Annotated in this window: 18 protein-coding genes; 8 read left to right on the top strand and 10 right to left on the bottom strand. The window is 63.8% G+C overall.

Features of this window, described 5'->3' with window-relative positions:
• Positions 1 to 10 precede the first annotated feature (10 nt).
• Together ACN9M1_RS04395 and ACN9M1_RS04390 are read right to left on the bottom strand one after the other, a co-directional pair.
• On the bottom strand, positions 11 to 460 hold the full coding sequence (locus ACN9M1_RS04395) for a GatB/YqeY domain-containing protein (RefSeq protein WP_252684493.1): 450 nt from the start codon (positions 458 to 460) through the stop codon (positions 11 to 13).
• A 130-nt stretch (positions 461 to 590) separates the two neighbouring features.
• The gene (locus ACN9M1_RS04390) at positions 591 to 1,814 is read right to left on the bottom strand and encodes an NAD(P)/FAD-dependent oxidoreductase (RefSeq protein WP_426397720.1); all 1,224 of its coding nucleotides are present in this window, start codon (positions 1,812 to 1,814) and stop codon (positions 591 to 593) included.
• Positions 1,815 to 1,908: 94 nt separating this feature from the next.
• Between ACN9M1_RS04390 and tsaD the strand changes: the two genes are divergently transcribed.
• On the top strand, positions 1,909 to 2,952 hold the full coding sequence (gene tsaD / locus ACN9M1_RS04385; RefSeq protein WP_426397719.1) for a tRNA (adenosine(37)-N6)-threonylcarbamoyltransferase complex transferase subunit TsaD: 1,044 nt from the start codon (positions 1,909 to 1,911) through the stop codon (positions 2,950 to 2,952).
• Positions 2,953 to 2,997: 45 nt separating this feature from the next.
• Here tsaD and folE2 read toward each other — a convergent pair whose 3' ends face one another.
• The 4 genes from folE2 to ACN9M1_RS04365 form a co-directional block, all read right to left on the bottom strand.
• Positions 2,998 to 3,804, bottom strand: a complete 807-nt coding sequence (gene folE2 / locus ACN9M1_RS04380; protein WP_426397717.1) for a GTP cyclohydrolase FolE2 — start codon at positions 3,802 to 3,804, stop codon at positions 2,998 to 3,000.
• A gap of 243 nt (positions 3,805 to 4,047) precedes the next feature.
• The gene (gene dxs, locus ACN9M1_RS04375) at positions 4,048 to 5,958 is read right to left on the bottom strand and encodes a 1-deoxy-D-xylulose-5-phosphate synthase (RefSeq protein WP_426397715.1); all 1,911 of its coding nucleotides are present in this window, start codon (positions 5,956 to 5,958) and stop codon (positions 4,048 to 4,050) included.
• Positions 5,959 to 6,024: 66 nt separating this feature from the next.
• The gene (locus ACN9M1_RS04370) at positions 6,025 to 6,924 is read right to left on the bottom strand and encodes a polyprenyl synthetase family protein (protein WP_426397713.1); all 900 of its coding nucleotides are present in this window, start codon (positions 6,922 to 6,924) and stop codon (positions 6,025 to 6,027) included.
• On the bottom strand, positions 6,921 to 7,205 hold the full coding sequence (locus tag ACN9M1_RS04365; RefSeq protein WP_426397712.1) for an exodeoxyribonuclease VII small subunit: 285 nt from the start codon (positions 7,203 to 7,205) through the stop codon (positions 6,921 to 6,923). The genes ACN9M1_RS04370 and ACN9M1_RS04365 overlap by 4 nt, the downstream gene beginning before the upstream one ends.
• Before the next feature lie 425 nt (positions 7,206 to 7,630).
• On the opposite strand from ACN9M1_RS04365, the gene ACN9M1_RS04360 reads away from it, so the two are divergent.
• The 3 genes from ACN9M1_RS04360 to ACN9M1_RS04350 all read left to right on the top strand — a co-directional run bounded on the left by ACN9M1_RS04360 (position 7,631) and on the right by ACN9M1_RS04350 (position 10,705).
• Positions 7,631 to 8,728: an aromatic ring-hydroxylating oxygenase subunit alpha gene (locus ACN9M1_RS04360; protein WP_426397710.1), complete on the top strand. Its 1,098-nt coding sequence runs from the start codon at positions 7,631 to 7,633 to the stop codon at positions 8,726 to 8,728.
• Positions 8,729 to 8,809: 81 nt separating this feature from the next.
• Positions 8,810 to 9,790, top strand: a complete 981-nt coding sequence (locus tag ACN9M1_RS04355) for a DMT family transporter (protein WP_426397708.1) — start codon at positions 8,810 to 8,812, stop codon at positions 9,788 to 9,790.
• Between the two features lie 27 nt (positions 9,791 to 9,817).
• Entirely contained in the window at positions 9,818 to 10,705 is an 888-nt protein-coding gene (locus tag ACN9M1_RS04350; RefSeq protein WP_426397706.1) for a sulfurtransferase, read from the top strand.
• A gap of 70 nt (positions 10,706 to 10,775) precedes the next feature.
• Here ACN9M1_RS04350 and ACN9M1_RS04345 read toward each other — a convergent pair whose 3' ends face one another.
• From ACN9M1_RS04345 to polA, 4 genes are all read right to left on the bottom strand, one after another.
• On the bottom strand, positions 10,776 to 11,582 hold the full coding sequence (locus ACN9M1_RS04345; protein WP_426397705.1) for a ZIP family metal transporter: 807 nt from the start codon (positions 11,580 to 11,582) through the stop codon (positions 10,776 to 10,778).
• 135 nt (positions 11,583 to 11,717) lie between these two features.
• Entirely contained in the window at positions 11,718 to 12,596 is an 879-nt protein-coding gene (locus ACN9M1_RS04340; RefSeq protein ID WP_426397703.1) for a dienelactone hydrolase family protein, read from the bottom strand.
• Positions 12,597 to 12,675: 79 nt separating this feature from the next.
• Positions 12,676 to 14,010, bottom strand: coding sequence for an NAD(P)/FAD-dependent oxidoreductase (locus tag ACN9M1_RS04335; protein WP_426397701.1), 1,335 nt, complete (start codon positions 14,008 to 14,010; stop codon positions 12,676 to 12,678).
• A 194-nt stretch (positions 14,011 to 14,204) separates the two neighbouring features.
• The gene (gene polA, locus ACN9M1_RS04330; RefSeq protein WP_426397699.1) at positions 14,205 to 17,015 is read right to left on the bottom strand and encodes a DNA polymerase I; all 2,811 of its coding nucleotides are present in this window, start codon (positions 17,013 to 17,015) and stop codon (positions 14,205 to 14,207) included.
• 4 nt (positions 17,016 to 17,019) lie between these two features.
• Between polA and ACN9M1_RS04325 the strand changes: the two genes are divergently transcribed.
• The 4 genes from ACN9M1_RS04325 to ACN9M1_RS04310 all read left to right on the top strand — a co-directional run bounded on the left by ACN9M1_RS04325 (position 17,020) and on the right by ACN9M1_RS04310 (position 20,373).
• Positions 17,020 to 17,970, top strand: a complete 951-nt coding sequence (locus ACN9M1_RS04325) for a TIGR00730 family Rossman fold protein (protein ID WP_426397698.1) — start codon at positions 17,020 to 17,022, stop codon at positions 17,968 to 17,970.
• A gap of 95 nt (positions 17,971 to 18,065) precedes the next feature.
• A complete protein-coding gene (locus ACN9M1_RS04320) occupies positions 18,066 to 18,497 on the top strand; it encodes a hypothetical protein (protein WP_426397696.1) in 432 nt (143 codons plus the stop codon).
• 89 nt (positions 18,498 to 18,586) lie between these two features.
• Entirely contained in the window at positions 18,587 to 19,591 is a 1,005-nt protein-coding gene (locus ACN9M1_RS04315; protein WP_426397694.1) for a homoserine kinase, read from the top strand.
• On the top strand, positions 19,582 to 20,373 hold the full coding sequence (locus ACN9M1_RS04310) for a BPSS1780 family membrane protein (protein ID WP_426397692.1): 792 nt from the start codon (positions 19,582 to 19,584) through the stop codon (positions 20,371 to 20,373). The genes ACN9M1_RS04315 and ACN9M1_RS04310 overlap by 10 nt, the downstream gene beginning before the upstream one ends.
• Positions 20,374 to 20,380 lie beyond the last annotated feature (7 nt).

The raw sequence follows: 20,380 nt of genomic DNA, 5'->3' as shown, positions 1-20,380 counted from the left end.
GTAAAGGGGATCAGGCGCCGGTCAGGGCAGCCTTTACGCGCGCCGAGACTTGCGTCATGTCAGCGCGGCCAGCCAGGGCCGGCTTGAGGATGCCCATCACCTTGCCCATGTCCTGCGGGCCGGCGGCGCCCGCCTTGGCTACAGCGTCGCGCACGGCGGCATCGACTTCGGCTTCCGACAGCTGCGCGGGCATGTAGACCTGCAACACGGCGATCTCAGCAGCTTCCTTGGCAGCCAGATCTTCGCGGCTGGCTTGCTGGAACGCGGTGATGGAATCCTTGCGCTGCTTGATCATCTTGTCGACCACGGCCAGCACGGCGGCGTCATCCAGCTCGATGCGCTCATCCACCTCGCGCTGCTTGATAGCGGCCTGCAGCAGGCGGATCGTGCCCAGACGATCCATTTCCTTGGCGCGCATGGCGGCCTTCATGTCTTCCGTGATCTGGGCCTTCAACGACATCTGGGACATTCCGAACTCCGATAAACGGCAAAACCCGCTCAGGCGGCTGGCCCAGCGGGTTGCAAACTTGAAAAAGTGGATCGCTGATCGTAGCACAGAACCAAGGCGGTTCCCGCCTCGATCGGCGGGGTCAGCGGGCGGACGCAGCCTCCCCCGCCGCAACAGCGGAGGCCCATGCCCACTGGAAGTTGTAGCCGCCGAGCCACCCCGTCACGTCGACCACCTCGCCGATGAAGTACAGGCCCGGGGCCGATTGCGCCTCCATGGTGGCGGACGACAGCGCACGCGTATCGACGCCGCCGCGTGTGACTTCGGCCTTGCGGTAGCCCTCGCTGCCGGAGGGCGTCAGCTCCCAGCGGTTGAGTGCGCCACCCAGCGTACGCAGCAATTTGTCGGGCGATTCAGCGATCGGCGCGTGGGGATTGGCGCCATGCGTGGCGCACCAGGCTTGCGCGACGCGCTCCGGCAGGCGTTGCCCCAGCACCGTCCCGAGTTGCTTGCGCGAACCGGATTTCTCATCACACAGCCACTGCGCGGCATCGGTGTCCGGCAACAGGTCGATGGCGAGCGGCTGACCCGAATTCCAGAAGCTTGAAATCTGCAAGATGGCGGGGCCAGACAGGCCACGGTGCGTCAGCAGCAAATCTTCGCGGAACGTCGTCGCGCCACCCTTCTTGCCGCCCTTGCCCGCAGGCTGGGCAACCGTCACATCGACCTCCATCGACACGCCCGACAGCGCAGAGAACGGGGCCCAATGCTCGGCATTGAATGTGAGCGGCACCAGCGCCGGGTGCGTCTCGACGATCTTCAAACCGAACTGCCGCGCAATGCGGTAGCCGAAATCCGTCGCGCCGATCTTGGGAATGGACAGGCCGCCCGTGGCGATCACCAGCTTGTTGGCGACGATCTCGCCCGCGCTGGTCGACAGACGATAGGCGTCGCCATCCTTGCCCACTTCGGCAATCGCGCATCCGGTGCGCCAGATCACGTTGCCCTTCTCGCACTCCACTTCGAGCATGCGGATGATGTCTTCCGCGCTGTCGTCGCAGAAGAGTTGGCCCTTATGCTTCTCGTGATACGGGATGCGGTAGCTGGAGACGAGGCTGACGAAATCCTGCGCTGTGTATCGCGCCAGCGCCGAGCGGCAGAAATGCGGGTTGTTCGACAGGTAGTTGCCCGGCGCCGCATTCACGTTGGTGAAATTGCAGCGCCCGCCGCCGGAGATGCGAATTTTCTCGGCCAGCTTGGTTGCGTGGTCGATCAGCACTACGCGCGCACCGCGCTGCCCGGCCACGGCCGCGCACATCATCCCGGCCGCGCCCGCGCCGATCACCGCTACATCGCACCGCATCATGATCGCCGCGCCGCCTCTGTCTATGCTGGAAAACCGTGCATTTTAGCTTGTGCTATCTTCGGCGCCTTCCTACGGATTTCTTCCTTCACACGCCATGCTGGTCCTCGGCATCGAATCCTCCTGTGATGAAACCGGCGTCGCCCTGTATGACACGGCAGCCGGCCTGCGCGCGCATGCGCTCTATTCGCAGATCGCCATGCACCGCGAATACGGCGGCGTGGTGCCCGAACTGGCCTCGCGCGATCACATCCGCCGTGTGATCCCGCTGCTGGAAGAAGTGCTCGGCAAGGCTGGCGCCACGCGTGCGGACATCGATGCCATCGCCTATACGAAAGGCCCGGGACTGGCTGGCGCGCTGCTGGTCGGCGCCTCCGTGGCGAATGCGCTGGCGTTTGCGCTGAGCAAGCCGCTGGTGGGCGTGCATCACCTGGAGGGGCATTTGCTCTCGCCCCTGCTTGAAGCGGAGCGGCCCGAGTTTCCGTTCCTGGCGCTGCTCGTCTCGGGCGGGCATACGCAGCTCATGCGCGTCGATGCCGTCGGCCAGTACACGCTGCTCGGCGAAACGTTGGACGATGCCGCCGGCGAAGCCTTCGACAAGACCGCCAAACTGCTCGGCCTGGGCTATCCCGGCGGCCCCGCCGTCTCTCGCCTGGCCGAGTTCGGCAACCCAGGCGTGTTCAACCTGCCCCGGCCGATGCTGCATTCGGGCAATTTCGATTTCTCGTTCGCAGGCTTGAAGACAGCGGTGCTCACCCAGGTGCGCAAGCTCAACCTGACCGACAGCGAGGCCTGCTACCAGCCGCGCGCTGACCTGGCCCGTGCTTTTGTCGACGCCATCGTCGAGGTGCTCGTCAAGAAGACGCTGCGCGCCGCGCGCGAGCATGGCCTCAAGCGCATCGTCGTGGCCGGTGGCGTGGGCGCCAACCGCCAGTTGCGCGAGGGCCTGAACGCCGAGGGCAAGAAACGCGGCCTGCGAGTCTATTACCCCGACCTGCAGTTCTGCACCGACAACGGCGCGATGATCGCCTTTGCGGGCGCGATGCGGCTCCAAGCCGATCCGACGCAGGTGCAGGACGGCTACGGGTACGGCATCACGCCACGCTGGGACCTGGAAGACATCCGCATCCAGCAAGCATGAAAAAAGCCGCTCGGTTGAGCGGCTTTTTCTTTGCAGCGATGTCGATTACTTGTCGAGGCGCTTGTCGCGCTCGATCAGCGCATAGGCGCTGTGATTGTGGATCGACTCGAAGTTCTCGGCTTCCAGCGTGTAGGCGACGATGCGGTCGTCCAAATTCAGGCGCATCGCGATGTCACGCACGAGGTCTTCCACGAACTTCGGGTTCTCGTACGCACGCTCGGTCACGAACTTCTCGTCCGGACGCTTGAGCAGGCCCCACAGCTCGCACGAAGCCTCTTCTTCAGCCATGCGGATCAGCGATTCGACCGGCGTATCGGCCGCCAGCTCGGCGTCGATCGTGATGTGCGAGCGCTGGTTGTGCGCACCGTACTGAGAGATCTTCTTCGAGCACGGGCAGAGGCTCGTCACCGGCACCAGCGCCTTCACGCGGACCTTGGTGTGGCCGTCGCGCACTTCGCCGATCATCGTCACTTCATAGTCCATCAGCGACTGCACGCCCGACACCGGGGCCGTCTTGCTGACGAAATACGGGAAGTGGACTTCGATGCGGCCAGCGTCGGCTTCGAGCTTCTCCAGCATCTTTTCCAGCAGGAGCTGGAATTGCGCCAGGTTCAGCGGCTCGCGCTCTTCTTCGAGCAGCGCGACGAAGCGCGACATGTGCGTGCCCTTCTGGTCCGCCGGCAGGTGCACGTCGAGGTTGTACGTGCCGATGGTGTTTTGCACGCCCGAGGGGGTCTGGAGCGACATCGGGTAACGCACGCCACGCACGCCCACGCGTTGGATCGGGATCTGGCGGGTGTCATGGCTGGACTGCACGTCCGGCATCACGAAGGCCGGGTTCATATCGTTCATGATCGGTTTCCTTTACGGTCGCCCGGCCATCGCAGTCGGCCGGCACGCAACGAGTGTGAAACCGCGGAACCTGGCCGATGGTGATCACCCCTCAAGTGATCGAATCTGCCCATCCCGCGACTGCGCACACAATTCAGAAATAAGACTGGCGGAGTGTAAAAGAAATTTCCCACCTCTGCAGTCAACTACTCAAACCCCGAAACGCAATACGGGTGATTGAGGCGGCCTATCGCCACGAGTGGCTCATGCAACGCGCGGTGCGGCAGCACGTGGCTGTACGGCAAAGCGCTCGCGGATGGACGCGAGGATGCCGTCGGCGCTTAGCCCACATTGCGCCAGCAGCGCAGCATGGTCACCGTGATCGATGAAGCGGTCCGGCAGGCCCAGTTGCAGCACGGGCGTCGCTACACCGGCGGCGGCTAGCGCTTCCAAGCAGGCGCTACCGGCCCCGCCCATCACACAGCCCTCTTCCACCGTGACCACATAGTCGTGCGTGCGCGCCATTTCCAGCACACAGGCCACATCGAGCGGCTTGACGAAACGCATGTTGACTACCGTAGCATCCAAGCGCTCGGCGGCGGCCGAAGCCGGTGCCACCATCGAGCCGAACGCCAAGATCGCCACGCGCTGACCTGCGGGCGCGGTGGAGGCGCGGCGTACCTCGGCCTTGCCCAACGGCAGGGGCTCTAGCGTCGGCTGCACTGCCACACCGGTGCCGGCACCACGCGGGTAGCGCACGGCCGTCGGGCAATCCTGGGCGAACGCCGTGCTCAGGAGCTGGCGGCATTCGTTTTCGTCAGCCGGCGTCATCACCATCATGTTGGGGATGCAGCGCAGGTAGGCAATGTCGTAGGCGCCCGCGTGCGTGGCACCGTCGGCACCAACCAGACCCGCGCGGTCCAGCGCGAACACCACCGGCAGGTTCTGCAGCGCCACGTCGTGGATCAACTGGTCATAGCCGCGCTGCAGGAAGGTCGAGTAAATGGCGACGACGGGCTTCAGACCCTCGCATGCCATACCGCCAGCAAACGTCACGGCATGCTGCTCGGCAATGCCGACGTCGTAGTAGCGGTCGGGAAAGCGCTGCTCGAACTCCACCATGCCGGAGCCCTCGCGCATGGCGGGCGTGATACCGATCAGGCGCTTATCCGCCGCGGCCATATCGCACAGCCATTGGCCGAAGACCTGGGTGTACGTGACCTTGGCCGGGCGGCCGGACGGCTTGATGCCTTCCTGTGGATTGAACTTGCCCGGGCCGTGATAGAGGATTGGGTCAGCCTCGGCCAGCTTGTAGCCCTGGCCCTTCTTGGTGACCACGTGCAGGAACTGCGGCCCACCGCCCTCGCGCGCGCGCTGGCGGATGTTCAGCAGCGTCGGCACGAGCGATTCGAGATCATGTCCATCGATCGGGCCGATGTAGTTGAAGCCGAACTCCTCGAACATCGTGGCCGGCACGAACATGCCCTTGGTGTGTTCTTCGAAGCGCTTGGCGAATTCGAGCACCGGCGGCGCCACCGACAGCAGCTTCTCCACGCCCTTCTTGGTGGCCGCGTAGAACTGGCCGCTCATCAGGCGGGCGAGATAGCGATTGAGCGCCCCCACCGGAGGCGAGATCGACATGTCGTTGTCGTTCAGCACCACGACCAGCGGCAGATCCTTATAGACCCCCGCGTTGTTCATCGCCTCGAAGGCCATGCCGGCACTCATTGCACCGTCGCCGATGACGGCAATGGCGACACGGTCTTCGCCGTTGGTCTTGGCGCCCAAGGCCATCCCCAGCGCCGCAGAGATCGACGTGGACGAGTGCGCCGTGCCGAAGGTGTCATACGGGCTCTCGCTGCGGCGCGGGAAGCCCGAGATGCCGTCCAGCTGGCGCAGCGAGCCCATCTGGTCACGGCGGCCGGTGAGGATCTTGTGCGGATAGCTCTGGTGGCCAACGTCCCACACGATGCGGTCTTCCGGCGTGTTGAAGACGTAATGCAGCGCGATGGTCAGCTCGACCGTGCCCAGGTTCGACGACAGATGGCCGCCCGTCTGCGAGACGGAATCGAGCACGAAGGCGCGCAGCTCGCTGGCCAGGGGCCCGAGCTGGCGGCGGTCCAGGCGGCGCAGGTCGGCCGGATCGTCGATGGTGTTGAGGAGTTCGTACGTCATGGTGGACCGCCGGTCAGGCGCTCAAACGTTTTTGGGCAAAGACTTCTACCGTCAATGCAATGTTGTTCAGTGGCCACGCCGCACGATCAGATCGGCCATCTCGGCCAGTCGAACGGTGCGGGCTTCGCCCAGGTCACGCGCCAGTTGGGCGACGGCCGCACCTGCTGCGGCGTGCAGTTCATCTGCCAGCGCCCGGGCCTTGTCCAACCCGAGGATGGACACGTAGGTCGGCTTGTCGTTGGCCTCGTCCTTGCCGGCGGTCTTGCCCAGCGTGGCGGTATCGGCCGTCACGTCCAGAATGTCGTCGACCACCTGGAACGCCAGGCCGACCGCACCCGCATAGGCGTCCACCTGTTCCAGGGCAGCGGCATTGACGCCAGCACAGAGCGCGCCCATCCGCAGACTTGCCCGCAGCAGCGCGCCGGTCTTCATACGGTGCATCGCTTCCAGTTCATCTTGCGACAGCGCGATGCCAACGCTTTGCAGATCGATCGCCTGACCGCCCGCCATGCCCAGCGAACCGGAGGCGCGTGCCAGTTCACCCACCAATACCGCACGCGTTGCGGGGCTCACCGCACCCAGCTCCGCTAGCACGATAAAGGCCTGCGTCTGCAGCGCGTCACCCACCAGCAGGGCCGTCGCTTCATCATAGGCGCGATGCACGGTGGGGCGGCCGCGGCGCAGATCGTCGTCGTCCATGCAGGGCATGTCGTCGTGGACCAGCGAGTAGGCGTGGATCATCTCCACGGCGCAGCTCACGCCATCGAGCGCCTCGGGCGATGCATCGCCCAGCGCACCGGCGGCATGCGCCAACAGCGGGCGTACACGCTTGCCCGCACCCAGCGTGGCGTAGCGCATGGCGGCATGCAGACGTTGCGGTGACACGGCTTCGGCCGGCAAGGCACGCTCGAGCGCGCTTTCCGTCCGTGCGACCACAGACGCCATCCATTGGGCGAACTCACTCATGCGTCGCCCTGTTCGTTCGTGTTGCTGTCGTCGGCCAGGGGCTTCAGGGCATCGCCATCCAGCACGCGTACCTGTTGCTCGACGCGCTCGAGCACCTGCTGGCAATATTTGACCAGCTCTGCCCCGCGTCGATACGCCGCAAGCGAGGCCTCCAGTGGCAATTCACCGGATTCCATGCTGGCGACAAGGGTTTCGAGTTCCGCCATGGCAGCCTCGTAAGAAGCAGGCGCAGCAGATAGCGTAGCAGACGCGCTGGAGGCGTCGTTTGAGGCACGGGGCATGCCGATTGCGAATCAGAAAAGGACAATCCGGCATTTTACGGCAATTCGGCGTGCGTTCTGCGCACTCGGCGTGGGGCACCGTCCGACGATACATGACTGACGGGGAGATGACATTGGGGCGAACGATGCGCGGGGCAGCGGCCGAAAGGCGACGAAAATCAGGGACTTATCGATTCCCCTGGGGTACAATCGCCCCCTTTCCTCCAAAGGCCGGGCCGGCGCACGCCGCTCCGAACGATGGTTTGGGTCTGTTGGCCCATTGAACGTATGGTCGTTGGCCCAAGCGGGGGCCGGCAGCGCTCGTTTCCTACCTCAACAGACCCTACGCCACCTGCCGATGGCGTCCTTTCCCAAATCGAATTTTTCATCGAATTTTTCGATGGTTGGGTTGTTCACTGCTTTCACCGTTATTGGGAGTGGGGATAATGTCCAATCTCAGCGCCGCACTGAATCTAGTGCCGTCTGAAACCCAGCTGCCCGTCTCTGCTTACTTCGACGAGGCGCTGTATCAAACTGAAATCGAACGTCTGTTCAAGCATGGTCCGGGTTATGTCGGCCATGAACTGATGGTCCCGGAAGTTGGCGACTATCACACGCTTGCCGCCGAGGCCGAAGGCCGCGTGCTGGTACGCAACCCGAACGGCGTCGAACTGCTTTCCAACGTATGCCGGCATCGGCAGGCCATCATGCTCAATGGGCGCGGCAATGCCCAGAACATCGTGTGTCCGCTGCACCGCTGGACGTACGACCTCAAGGGCGACCTGCTAGGCGCGCCGCATTTTGAGAAGCAGCCGTGCGCGCACCTGTCGCGCTCGCCGCTGCAAAACTGGAACGGGCTGCTGTTCGAAGGCAAGCGCGACGTGCGCGAAGACCTCGCCCGCCTGGGCGTGGCGCGCGATCTCGATTTCTCCGGCTACATGCTCGACCACGTCGAGGTGCACGACTGCAATTACAACTGGAAGACCTTCATCGAGGTGTACCTCGAGGACTACCACGTCGTGCCCTTCCACCCCGGCCTCGGCCAGTTCGTCTCGTGTGACGACCTGGAGTGGGAATTCGGCGAGTGGCACAGCGTCCAGACAGTCGGTCTCCATGCCGGTTTGCGCAAACCGGGCACGCCGACGTACCAGAAGTGGCACGACGCCGTGCTGCGCTTCAACAACGGCGAGATGCCGAAGTACGGCGCGGTGTGGCTGACGTACTACCCGAACGTGATGGTCGAGTGGTATCCGAACGTGCTGGTGGTCTCGACCCTGCATCCGCTGGGCCCGACCAAGACGCGCAACGTGGTCGAGTTCTACTACCCGGAAGAGATCGTCTTGTTCGAACGTGAATTCGTTGAAGCCGAGCGTGCTGCCTACATGGAAACCTGCATCGAGGATGACGAGATCGCCGAGCGCATGGACGCCGGGCGCCTCGCCCTGCTCAAGCGCGGCACGAGCGAAGTCGGCCCGTACCAGTCGCCTATGGAAGACGGCATGCAGCACTTCCACGAGTGGTATCGACGCGTCATGAACTACTGACCGTAGGCATTCTCGGCCTTCCGCGTCACAATACGAACGGTGCAGCCACGTGGCATGCACCGTTTTTTTTCGCCCCGCCCCATGTCCAGCAACCTCGCCACCCAAGTCGCCGAACGGTCCGACAGTTCGTCCCGCCAATCGCTCTGGATGATCCTTGCAGCGTTCGCTTTCTCGGCGATGGGCGTGTGCGTGAAACTGGCCTCGGCGCACTACAGCACGGGCGAAATCGTCTTCTACCGCAGCGTGATCGGCATGATCGTGATGGGCGCCATCCTGGCCAAGACGGGCGCGGGCGTCCGCACGCCGTACCTCACGTCGCACATCAAGCGCAGCGTGTTTGGGGTGACGTCGCTGCTGCTGTGGTTCACCTCCATCAGCCTGCTGCCGCTCGGGACGGCCATGACGCTGAATTACATGTCGCCGGTGTGGATTGCGCTGATCATCGGCGCGGGCGCGGCGCTGGCGGGCAAAGCGGGCGGCGCAGACAAGAAGATGGTGGCGGCGATCCTGATGTCGTTCATCGGCGTGGTCTGCCTGTTGCAACCGAGCGTGGGCGGGGGGTCGACGCAGCTTGCCGGCGGCATGGTGGGGCTGGTGTCGGGCGTGTTCACTGCGCTCGCCTATGTGGAGGTCCGCCAACTGGGCGACCTGGGCGAGAACGAAGCGCGCATTGTGTTCTATTTTTCGTTTGTGAGCGCCATTGCCGGCGGTGTCTGGATGCTGATCGGCGGCGCGCAGCCGCATACGTGGCACACCGCTGGCCTGCTGCTGGCAGTGGGGCTGCTGGCCACGCTGGGCCAGACCGCCATGACACGCGCCTACAAGCGCGGCAACACCTTGCTGACGGCCAATCTGCAATACACCGGCATCGTCTTTGCGAGCGGTTGGGGTATGTTGCTGTGGAATGATCGCCTGAACGCGCTGTCGTGGGCGGGCATGGCGCTCATCATCGGCAGCGGCATCGTGACAACCGTCATGCGCGCCCGCCAGTCGGGCACCGAGCATCCGACGCCGCAAACCGCAGTGTCCGGCCCGGAAGCCGAGATTCACCCGGAAGTCTGATTGATCGAATCCCTGGAGATTGTCGCCATGAGCGAACGCGCTCACTACGCCACCCTCATCACCGCACCGCAATTGGCCGCGCTGCAGCAAAGCGCACCGCAAAGCGTGGTCGTCATCGATTGCAGCTTCGACCTGGCCAACCCGGCCGCGGGGCGCGATGCGTATCACGCCAGCCATATTCCCGGTGCGTTCTATATGCACCTGGACAACGAGCTGTCCGGCCCGAAGACGGGCACCAATGGCCGCCACCCACTGCCGGATCCGGAAGCACTGGTTGCGCGCCTGCAAGCGTTGGGCGTGAACGACGACACGCAAGTCGTCGCATATGACCGTCAGAGCAGCATGTTTGCGCCGCGCCTGTGGTGGCTGCTGCGTTGGGTAGGACACGCCGATGTGGCTGTGCTCGACGGCGGCCTGCAAGCCTGGGAGACTGCGCACTTCCCCATCGACAACGTCGTGCCGGAAGAGCCGCAACTCGCCGCCACGCCGGGCAACCTGACGCGCAAGCCATCGCTCACGCCGCTGGTCACGGCCGACATCGTGCAGAAGTACCTCGGGCAACCCAATAAGCCGATCATCGATGCCCGCGCCCCCGACCGTTACCGCGGCGAGAACGAAACGCTCGATCCGGTGGGCGGCCATATCCCGGGCGCGCGCAACCGCTTCTTCCGCGACAACCTGCAGGGCGACGGCACGTTCAAACCGGCCGAGCAATTGCGCGCCGACTTTGCCGCCGTGCTGGCCGGCGCCAAGCCAGAGGACACGATGCTGCAATGCGGCTCCGGTGTGACTGCCTGCCACAACGCACTGGCCATGGAAATCGCCGGGCTGAGGGGCGCGGCACTCTATGCAGGTTCGTGGAGCGAATGGTGCAGCGACCCATCGCGCCCGGTCGCCACGGGGCCGAACCCCTGATCGCCGAATTATTCGCGCAACAAAAAGCCCGGCATCGACCGGGCTTTTGTTTTGAAGCGGACACAGTGTTTCAATGCGCGTGGCCGTGCAGGCCGTTGGTGAGCAAGAAGATCATCAGCACGCCCGCCGCAATCAGCGCAACCTGTATCGCCGATTCCTGTTTGCGCGGCCGGCGCTTCATCTGCGGCATCAGATCGCACACCGCGATGTAGATGAAGCTGCTCGACGCCACCACCAGCACATACGGAATCCACGACGTCAGCCGGTCCAGCAGGTAATAGCCGAGCACCGCGCCCACCAGCGCGCACACGCTGCAAATCAGGTTGTAGACAAACGCACGCGTCTTCGAGAAACCAGCGTTGAGCAGCACCATGAAATCGCCGATTTCTTGCGGGATTTCGTGCGCGGCAATCGCCAGGGCGGTCACGATACCGACCTTGGTGTCGGCCAGAAACGCGGCGGCAATGACGATGCCATCCGAGAAGTTATGTAGCCCATCGCCCACCAGGATCATCAGGCCGCTACGGCCGGCCTCCTGGCGATCATGGCCGTGATGATGACCATGCCCATCGCCTTCGTGGTGATGCGAATGGCGAATCAGCGAGATCTTTTCCAGGAGGAAGAAGCCAAGGAGCCCCGCCAGCAGCGTGGCGAACAGCGCATGCGTGTTGGGCTCGACACCGTGATGCGCCTCAAACGCCTCTGGCAGCGAATGCAGCAACGACGTGGCAAGCAGCACGCCCACCGAGAAGCTGACCATGCGGTCCACCACGCGCGAGAGCACGGTCAACGACAGGACGGCAGCACCGGCCATGCTGCCGATGCCGGACAGTGCGGTGGCCAGAAGAATGCCCAACAAAGTGGTATCGAGGGTCATGCAAGCGAGGGCAACAAACGCAACAGAGTTGCAAGAAGAGGCGCATTGTATGCCCGTTCAACAACCTTTGCCAGCACGTGCAAAAGAAAAAGCCCCGAGGAACCCGCGGGGCCTTCAGCCGTGTCGATCGAGCGCTCACACCACGCCGTGGTCCTTGAACCAGGCCAGACACTTCTTCCAGCCGTCCTCCGCGTCGGCCTTCACATAGCTTGGGCGGTAATCGGCGTGGAAAGCATGGCCGGAATTCGGATACACGACGATGCGCGACGCATGCGCCTTGGCGTTCTTGGATTTTTCCAGCGCCTCTTTCATCGCATTCACGGCATCCTGCGTGATGCCGGTGTCCTTGGCGCCGTACATGCCGAGCACGGGCGCCTTGAGCTCGTCCACCTTGTCGATCGGGAAAGTGGGCTGCAGCGCCGTCGGATTGCCCTTGGGCTGGCCGTACCACACGACAGCCGCCCGAATGTCGGGGCTGTGCTCGGCAAACAGCCAGGTCTGGCGGCCACCCCAGCAGAAGCCGGTGATGCCGATGCGCGCCGGATCGCCACCGTTCTGCTTGGCCCACGCAACGGTCGCATCCAGATCGCCCATCACCTGCGCGTCGGGCACCTTGGAGATGACGTTGGCCTGCAGTTCCTGAATGGTGGCGTACGACTGCGGATCACCCTGGCGCACGAACAGTTCCGGCGCGATGGCCAAATAGCCGAGCTTGGCAAAGCGCCGGCAGACATCGGCGATGTACTCATGCACGCCAAAGATTTCGCTGACGACGATGACCACCGGCAGCTTGGTCTTGCCTTCAGGCTGCGCACGGTAGGCCGGCATCCGGAAGTCGCCCACGGGCACGGAGACTTCGCCCGCCGTCAGCCCGTTGAAATCCGTCTTGATGGCCTGGGCCGATACCGGCAGCACCGCCGCCGCAAATGCCGAACCCAGCGCCGTCTTCACAAAGCCGCGGCGATCAAAGCCACGGCCGGGTACCAGACTCTCCACTTCTGCATCCAGCTCCATCGCACTCTCCTCACGCCACGCGGGCGGTTACGGTGAACGAAGCGGCTAGTCTACCGAAGCGGATGCATCGCTGCCGGGGCTAGTGCAGCTTGACCCGTGGATTGGTCTTGCTGCGCAGCCAATGCATGACGGTATCCACCGACATCCGCACCCAGCCGTGCAGCGCCAGCACGTGCATCCGATACAACGATGTGTACATCAGCCGCGCCATCAAGCCCTCGATGAACATCGAGCCGCCGATCAGCCCACCCATCAGGCTACCCACCGCGCTGAAGTGACCCAGCGACACCAGAGAGCCCAGGTCCTTGAAGCCGAACGGTTCGACCGGCTTGCCAGCCATGCGCTTGCGTAGCGCGTCGAACAGGTAGGTGGCCTGCTGGTGCGCAGCCTGCGCGCGCGGCGGCACGCTGGTCGAAGCCTCCGGCCACGGGCAACTCGCGCAATCGCCAAACGCGTAGATGGAATCGTCGCCTTCGACCTGCAGCGTGCGTGAGACGACCACCTGGCCGAGCTTGTTGACCGGCAGCCCCAGTTCGCCCAGCACCGACGGGGCACGAATGCCGGCCGCCCACACGGTCAGATCCGCGGGGATGGACTTGCCGCTGGCGGTATTGACGGCGTGCGCGGTGACTTCAGTCACGCGCTCGCTGGTGATGACGTCCACGTCGAGCTTGTGCAGCAGCTCGGTGGTCGCGGCCGAAATACGCTCCTTGAGCACCGGCAGAATGCGCGGGCCACCTTCGATCAGGTGGATGCGGATGTCGTGGCGCGGGTCGAGCTTGTGCAAACCATATGCCGCCAGCACGTGCGCCGTGTTGCGCAGTTCGGCCGACAACTCCACGCCCGTGGCGCCCGCACCGACGATGGCGATGTCCACCTGCGGGCGCGCATCGCCCACACCGTTCTGCGCACGCATGCAGGCGGAAATGAGCTTGCGGCGGAAGCGCTCGGCCTGCCAAGCGGTATCCAGCGCGATCGCGTGCTCGGCCGTACCCGGCACGCCGAAGAAATGCGTCACGCTGCCAATGGACAGCACCAGCGTGTCGTAGGCAATGGCGCGCTCCGGCAGCACCTCGGTGCCATCGTCATCCACGCTGCCAGAGATCGTGATGGTCTTGGCGGCACGGTCAAGGCCCTTCAACTCACCCTGCTGGAACTCAAAGCCGTGCCAGCGGGCCTGCGCGGCATATTCCAGCTGATGGGTGTTTGGGTCCATGCTGCCAGCAGCGACTTCGTGCAGCAGCGGTTTCCAGATGTGGGTCGGATTGCGGTCGACCAACACCACTTGCGCAGCGCCGCGCTTGCCTAGCTTGTCGCCGAGGCGCGTTGCCAACTCCAGCCCACCGGCTCCGCCGCCCACCACTACGATGCGCGGCCCACTCGTCGCCGTTGCGCCATCCGCCTGCCCTGCCATGTGTTTCTCCTACAAGCCTTGAAAAACTGTGCGATCAGGTGATCGATTAGATGCAGTCTGCTGCAATGCAAAATCCACCGCAACCCCAGGCAGCCGGATAGGCCGGATCATGGATGGCGCATGGCACGGTCGTTCGCCAGCTGCCTTGGCAGAAAAGCCGCTGTCAAATCTTGTGCAACGGTGCGGCCGGCACCTCAGTGCGCCTCTTCCCAGTTGGCGCCCACGCCCACCTCGGCTACCAGCGGCACGCGCAATGTAGCGACGCCGCACATCAACTCGGGCAAGCGCTCGCGCACCACCGCCAATTCATCCTGCGGCACTTCCAGCACCAGTTCATCGTGGACTTGCATGACAAGACGCGACTGCATCGACTCCGCTTCCAGCCAACCCTGCACGGCCAGCATCGACAGCTTGATCAGATCGGCCGCCGTACCCTGCATGGGCGCATTGATGGCGGCGCGCTCGGCAGCCTGACGACGCGGGCCATTGCCACCGTTGATGTCGGGCAGCCAAAGGCGACGACCGAAAACGGTCTCCACATAACCGCGTTCGCGCGCGGTCTGCCGGGTCTCGTCCATGTAGCGTGCGGCGCCGGGGTAACGGGCGAAATAGCGGTCGATATACAGCTTGGCGGCATCGCGGCCGATGCCCAGGTTGCTCGCCAGCCCGAAGGCGCTCATGCCGTAGATCAGGCCGAAGTTGATGACCTTGGCCACGCGGCGCTGGTCAGCGGTCACCTCCAGCGGCGTCACGTTGAACACTTCGGCTGCGGTCGCGCGGTGCACGTCCTGGCCTTCCTGGAACGCGCGCATCAAACCTTCATCCTGCGACAGATGCGCCATGATGCGCAGCTCGATCTGCGAATAGTCGGCCGAGACGATCATGCTGCCTTCCGGCGCGATGAATGCCTCGCGGATGCGCCGCCCTTCTTCCGTGCGCACCGGAATGTTCTGCAGATTCGGATCGGTCGAGGCCAGACGCCCCGTCACCGCCGTGGCTTGGCCGTAGGTGGTGTGGACCCGGCCGGTGCGCGGGTTGACCATCTTCGGCAGCTTGTCGGTGTAGGTCGACTTGAGCTTGGCCAGGCCCCGGTAATCCAGCAGCAGTTTGGGCAGTGGGTAGTCTTCCGCCAGCTTCTGCAGTACCTCTTCGTCCGTCGACGGCGCGCCGCTGGCGGTCTTCTTGATGACCGGCAGCTTCATCTGGTTGAAGAAGATGTCGCCGATCTGCTTGGGCGAACTCAGGTTGAACGGCTGCCCGGCCAGCTTGTGCGCCTCGGCTTCCAGCTCGATCAGGCGCAGGCCAATTTCGTTGCTCTGCTTGGCCAGTCGCTCGCCATCGACCAGCACGCCGTTGCGTTCCATCTTCTGCAGCACGATGGAGGTCGGCATTTCGATCTGCTCGTAGACGTAGTCGAGCTTGTCGTCCGCTGCCACCTTGGGAAACAGCGTGCGATGCAGGCGCAGCGTGATGTCGGCATCCTCAGCCGCATATTCAGTCGCGCGATCAAGTGGCACTTCGTCAAAGCCGATCTGCGATGCGCCTTTGCCGCACACGGCCTCATAGGTGATCGTCTTCAGGTGCAGCACGCGCTCGGCCAGCGCGTCCATGCCGTGATTGCGGTGCGATTCCAGCACGTACGATTGCAGCATCGTGTCGTGCTGGATACCGCGCAGCGCGATGCCATGGTTGGCAAACACATGCGCGTCGTACTTCAGATGCTGGCCGACCTTCTTGCGCGACTCGTCTTCCAGCCACAGTTTCATATGGGCGAGCACCATGTCGCGCGAAAGCTGTGCAGTGGCATCGAGCCCCGCCACGTCCGGCCCGCGATGTGCGACCGGGATGTAGCACGCCTCGCCCGGTTTGACCGACAGCGAAAGTCCCACCAGCTGCGCGAGCATCGGGTCGATCGACGTCGTCTCGGTGTCGATGCAGACGAGGTCGACTTCGTCCAGGCGCTGCATCCACGATTCGAGCTGCGCTTCGGTGGTCACCGTCTCGTACTTGACCTCGTCGGGCGGCGCTTCCACGTCGAACAGATTGGCCTGCGCCGGCTGTTGCGCTTCGGCGGCGTAGTTCTTCACGGGCGTTGCGGCCTTGCGTGCGGCACCGACGCTGCGTGTATCGGGCAGCGCCTCGCCAGATGCTTCCCGTAGCCACGTCTTGAAGCCGTAGCGCGAAAAGAAATCAACCAGCTCGGTCTTGTCTTCACCGCCGTCGATGAGCGCATCAAACGTCGGCACTTCCTTCGACAGATCGCAATCCAGCTTGACCGTCAGCAGCTCGCGGCCCTTGGGCAGCCATTCAAGCGTGTTGCGCAGGTTCTCACCCACCACGCCCTTGATCTCACTTGCACGCGCGATGATGTTGTCGAGCGTGCCGAATTCGGTCAGCCATTTCACCGCGGTCTTCGGGCCGACCTTCGGTACGCCGGGCACGTTATCGACCGTGTCACCAATCAGCGAGAGATAGTCGACGATGCGCTCGGGCGGCACGCCAAACTTGGCCTGCACGCCAGCGGGGTCGAGCGTTTCGTTGGTCATGGTGTTGACCAGCGTGACGTGGTCATTCACCAGTTGGGCGAGGTCTTTGTCGCCCGTTGAGACGATGGTCCGAACGCCTTCCTTGGCGGCACGTTCGGCCAGGGTGCCGATCACGTCATCGGCTTCCACGCCATCAATCATCAGGATGGGCCAGCCCAACGCACGCACGGCTTCGTGGATGGGTTCGATCTGCGCGCGCAGGTCGTCCGGCATGGGCGCGCGGTGCTCCTTGTAGGCCGGATACAGGTCGTCGCGGAACGTCTTGCCTTTGGCATCGAAAACGCAAGCGCTATACTTGGCCGGGTAGTCGTTGCGCAGTTTGCGCAGCATGTTCACGATGCCGTAGATGGCCCCCGTAGGAAACCCTTCTCCGTTACGCAAGTCGGGCAGTGCATGATAAGCACGGTACAAATAACTCGAGCCATCGACGAGCAACAGCGTTTCTTGACTTTCCGACATTCCCATGGACTCTAATGTGACTGGAACGCCAAAAGGCGCTTCCAACAATGACGCCTCCGCTGAAGGTTCGACACCTGGCGGCGTGGCGAAGCAGGCTGCTGATGTGTCCGCGACGGAACTGACCGGGGTCAGCCCCGCGCGCCAGGCCACCACGGCTGATATGGACGTCAACGTGACGGTCGGCGTTGAGCACGAGCCTAAAGCTGACATCGCACACGGCCGCACCGAACGCAAGATGATCCCCAGCCTGCGGGCACTCGCCGATGAGGAACGCGCCACCGCAAAGAAAGCGCGCGCCTCCTGGCAGATGTTCACGATTATGGCAGAGTTCATCGAGGCGACCGAGTACCTCTCGGAGATCCGCCCGGCCGTCTCGATCTACGGCAGCGCGCGCCTGCGCGAGGATTCGCCGTACTACGAACGCACCATCGAAATCGCCCGGCTGTTCTCGGATGCGGGCTTCGCCGTCATCTCCGGCGGCGGCCCCGGCATCATGGAAGCGGCCAACAAGGGCGCGCACGCGGGCAAGTCGGCCAGCGTCGGCCTGAACATCGAATTGCCGCACGAGCAGCAAGGCAATCCGTATCAGGACATCTCGATGCGGTTCCGCCATTTCTTCACGCGCAAGGTCACCTTCGTGAAGAACTCCGACGCGTTCATCGTGATGCCCGGTGGCTTTGGCACGCTGGATGAACTGGCCGAAGTGCTTACGCTGGTGCAGACCGGCAAGTCGCGCAGCGTGCCGGTGGTGATGTTCGGCAGCCGGTTCTGGAAGGGCCTGCTCGACTGGTTCCGCTTCACGCTGCTGCCGATGGGTCTGATTGCCGAGCACGATCTCGACATCATGCGCATCGTCGACGAACCCAAGGAGGCGCTCGACGCCGTCTACGAGTTCTACGAAAAGCGCGAAGGCACCTCGCCGATTCCGCCTAAGGAAGAGATGTTCTATCTGTAACGATGGGGGTGACGATCGGCGCCATCCCGGTGGACGATGGCGAGGGGGCTGGACTGCTAGAATGTAGGGTCCCAGATCACTCGCCGGAGTCCATCATGGATTCGCTGCTTTACCCGTCCGCCGCCCCAGTTCGCTCCGGCTTTGCCAACGTTGCCCACCTGATGCGGCACGCAGCCGTGCTGGCCGGCGCCGCCTTCTTCCTAACCTTGCCCGCACATGCCGAGGTGACGCAGGACAGCGCCGGCCTGGACCTGCCCGACGTCAAGGCGATCAACAATCAGCCGCTCGCCAAACCCACGCGGGGCGCCATCCACAACGAGACCGTCAAACCGAGCTTCGAGTACCGCGACAACGACGGCACGCAAGTTGAGGAATACCGCTTTCAGAAGGGCCAGGCACCGGATATCCACGTCAAATCCGGCATGGGTACGTCGTACAACCTGAGCAAGCCCGAAGACAGCTCGCCGCGCATCCGTGAACGCGGTGATATCGACCGGGTGCCCTCGGTCAACGTCCTCAAGTTCTGAGTTTTCGAATGCTTGCGCCGCTGGCGCATCGGCGCGGTCATGCTGGTTTGCCGCGCCCTCTCCTTTTACCCGTTTCCGACTCCTGAAGCATGGCTGTTTTCACCCCGGTCTCCGACGCCGAGATCGCTCTCTGGCTGGATCAATACGATGTGGGCGCCGTGCGCGCATTTCGCGGCATCCCCTCCGGGATCGAAAACTCCAACTTCTTCCTGACCACGGAAAAGGACGGGCAGACGCACGAGTATGTCGTCACCCTGTTCGAGCGGCTGACGCTCGAGCAACTGCCTTTCTATCTGTATTTGATGCAGCATCTGGCGCAGCACGACATCAGCGTGCCGGCGCCGATTCCCGGCCGCGATGGCGAGATCCTGCGCATGCTGGGCGGCAAGCCGGCGACCATCGTGACGCGCCTGCCGGGCCGCTCGAACCTGGCGCCGACGGTGTCGGAATGCGCCATCGTCGGCGACATGCTGGCCCGCATGCACCTGGCTGGACAAGACTATCCGCGCCATCAACCCAACCTGCGCAGCCTGCCCTGGTGGAATGAGGTGGTACCCGATGTGGTGCCGTTCGTGCATGGCGACACACGTGCGCTGCTGGAGAGTGAACTCGCACATCAGCAACGCTTCTTCGCCAGCGCCGATTACGCCGCGCTGCCCGAAGGCCCGTGCCACTGCGACCTCTTCCGCGACAACGTGCTGTTCGAGCCCGCGGATGAGGGGCACCCGGAACGCCTGGGCGGCTTCTTCGATTTCTACTTCGCCGGTGTCGACAAGTGGCTCTTCGACGTGGCCGTGACCGTCAACGACTGGTGCATCGACTTGGCCACCGGCGTGCTCGATGCCGAGCGGGCACGTGCGATGCTGCATGCGTACCACGCCGTGCGCCCCTTCACCGAGACCGAAGCGCGGCACTGGCAAGACATGCTGCGCGCCGCAGCCTATCGTTTCTGGGTCTCGCGCCTGTGGGATTTCTACCTGCCGCGCAATGCCGAACTGCTCAAGCCGCATGACCCGACCCATTTCGAACGCGTGCTGCGCGAGCGGGTTGGCGCCAACGGCCTGATTCTGGACCTTCCCCAACCATGCAACTGATTGAAGCACCGGCCAAGCAAGGCTACGTCTGGCTGCGCCAGGGCGTGTGGCTGTTCCGCAAGAACCCGATCGCGTTCCTGCTGCTGACCATGCTGTACACCTTTGCGGCATTGACCACGCAGTTGCTGTTGCCTGTGTTGTCGTTGCTGCTGGTGGCGCTGGCACCCGGAATCTTCGTCGGCTACATGTCCGCCTGCCGCGACACGGTGGCCGGCAAGCCGATCGGCCCGGGCTCGCTCCTGGCGGGTTTTCGCGCATACGGCAAGGATGCGGCGCGCGGCCTCTGGCGCTTGGGCTTGGTGCACGTGGGACTGTGCTTCGTCATCGTCCTGGTCATCACGACACAGATCGATGCCGACATCGCCAAAGCCGTGTTTGAAGGCAACGTCACGCCGGACATGGCACGTCAGCTGTATCTGCTGAGCCTGTTGGGGCTCGCGCTGTATCTGCCGGTGGCGATGCTGTTCTGGTTTTCGCCGCTGCTGGTGGCGTGGCACGAGATTCCCGTGAAGAAAGCGCTGTTCTTCAGCTGGATCGCAGTCTGGCGCAACCGCATGCCATTCCTGCTGTACGGGCTGCTGTTCGGCGTGCTGATGGTCGCCGTGCCGTCGTTTCTGGAAGCCGCATTGGCCGCAGTTGGCGCTAGCACGATTGCACCGGCACTGATCGCGCCCTACCAGATGGCCGTGGTGACGGTTCTGTACTGCTCGATCTACGCCACCTACCGCGGCTGCTTCAACGTAACGCAAGCCGCCGGCCAGACGACCGACACGACGGCCTGATCTGCAC

It is taken from the genome of Ralstonia sp. R-29 (assembly GCF_049913345.1).
Classification (GTDB): domain Bacteria; phylum Pseudomonadota; class Gammaproteobacteria; order Burkholderiales; family Burkholderiaceae; genus Ralstonia.
The sequence above is the reverse complement of the archived record's forward strand: the minus strand, read 5'-3'. Positions and strand labels throughout refer to the sequence as shown.

Bases quoted from the DNA above. Each gene is read 5' to 3' on its own strand.
- ACN9M1_RS04395 (WP_252684493.1), bottom strand. From the start codon at position 460: ATGTCGTTGAAGGCCCAGATCACGGAAGACATGAAGGCCGCCATGCGC.
- ACN9M1_RS04390 (WP_426397720.1), bottom strand. From the start codon at position 1,814: ATGATGCGGTGCGATGTAGCGGTGATCGGCGCGGGCGCGGCCGGGATG.
- tsaD (WP_426397719.1), top strand. From the start codon at position 1,909: ATGCTGGTCCTCGGCATCGAATCCTCCTGTGATGAAACCGGCGTCGCC.
- folE2 (WP_426397717.1), bottom strand. From the start codon at position 3,804: ATGAACGATATGAACCCGGCCTTCGTGATGCCGGACGTGCAGTCCAGC.
- dxs (WP_426397715.1), bottom strand. From the start codon at position 5,958: ATGACGTACGAACTCCTCAACACCATCGACGATCCGGCCGACCTGCGC.
- ACN9M1_RS04370 (WP_426397713.1), bottom strand. From the start codon at position 6,924: ATGAGTGAGTTCGCCCAATGGATGGCGTCTGTGGTCGCACGGACGGAA.
- ACN9M1_RS04365 (WP_426397712.1), bottom strand. From the start codon at position 7,205: ATGCCCCGTGCCTCAAACGACGCCTCCAGCGCGTCTGCTACGCTATCT.
- ACN9M1_RS04360 (WP_426397710.1), top strand. From the start codon at position 7,631: ATGTCCAATCTCAGCGCCGCACTGAATCTAGTGCCGTCTGAAACCCAG.
- ACN9M1_RS04355 (WP_426397708.1), top strand. From the start codon at position 8,810: ATGTCCAGCAACCTCGCCACCCAAGTCGCCGAACGGTCCGACAGTTCG.
- ACN9M1_RS04350 (WP_426397706.1), top strand. From the start codon at position 9,818: ATGAGCGAACGCGCTCACTACGCCACCCTCATCACCGCACCGCAATTG.
- ACN9M1_RS04345 (WP_426397705.1), bottom strand. From the start codon at position 11,582: ATGACCCTCGATACCACTTTGTTGGGCATTCTTCTGGCCACCGCACTG.
- ACN9M1_RS04340 (WP_426397703.1), bottom strand. From the start codon at position 12,596: ATGGAGCTGGATGCAGAAGTGGAGAGTCTGGTACCCGGCCGTGGCTTT.
- ACN9M1_RS04335 (WP_426397701.1), bottom strand. From the start codon at position 14,010: ATGGCAGGGCAGGCGGATGGCGCAACGGCGACGAGTGGGCCGCGCATC.
- polA (WP_426397699.1), bottom strand. From the start codon at position 17,015: ATGTCGGAAAGTCAAGAAACGCTGTTGCTCGTCGATGGCTCGAGTTAT.
- ACN9M1_RS04325 (WP_426397698.1), top strand. From the start codon at position 17,020: ATGGACTCTAATGTGACTGGAACGCCAAAAGGCGCTTCCAACAATGAC.
- ACN9M1_RS04320 (WP_426397696.1), top strand. From the start codon at position 18,066: ATGGATTCGCTGCTTTACCCGTCCGCCGCCCCAGTTCGCTCCGGCTTT.
- ACN9M1_RS04315 (WP_426397694.1), top strand. From the start codon at position 18,587: ATGGCTGTTTTCACCCCGGTCTCCGACGCCGAGATCGCTCTCTGGCTG.
- ACN9M1_RS04310 (WP_426397692.1), top strand. From the start codon at position 19,582: ATGCAACTGATTGAAGCACCGGCCAAGCAAGGCTACGTCTGGCTGCGC.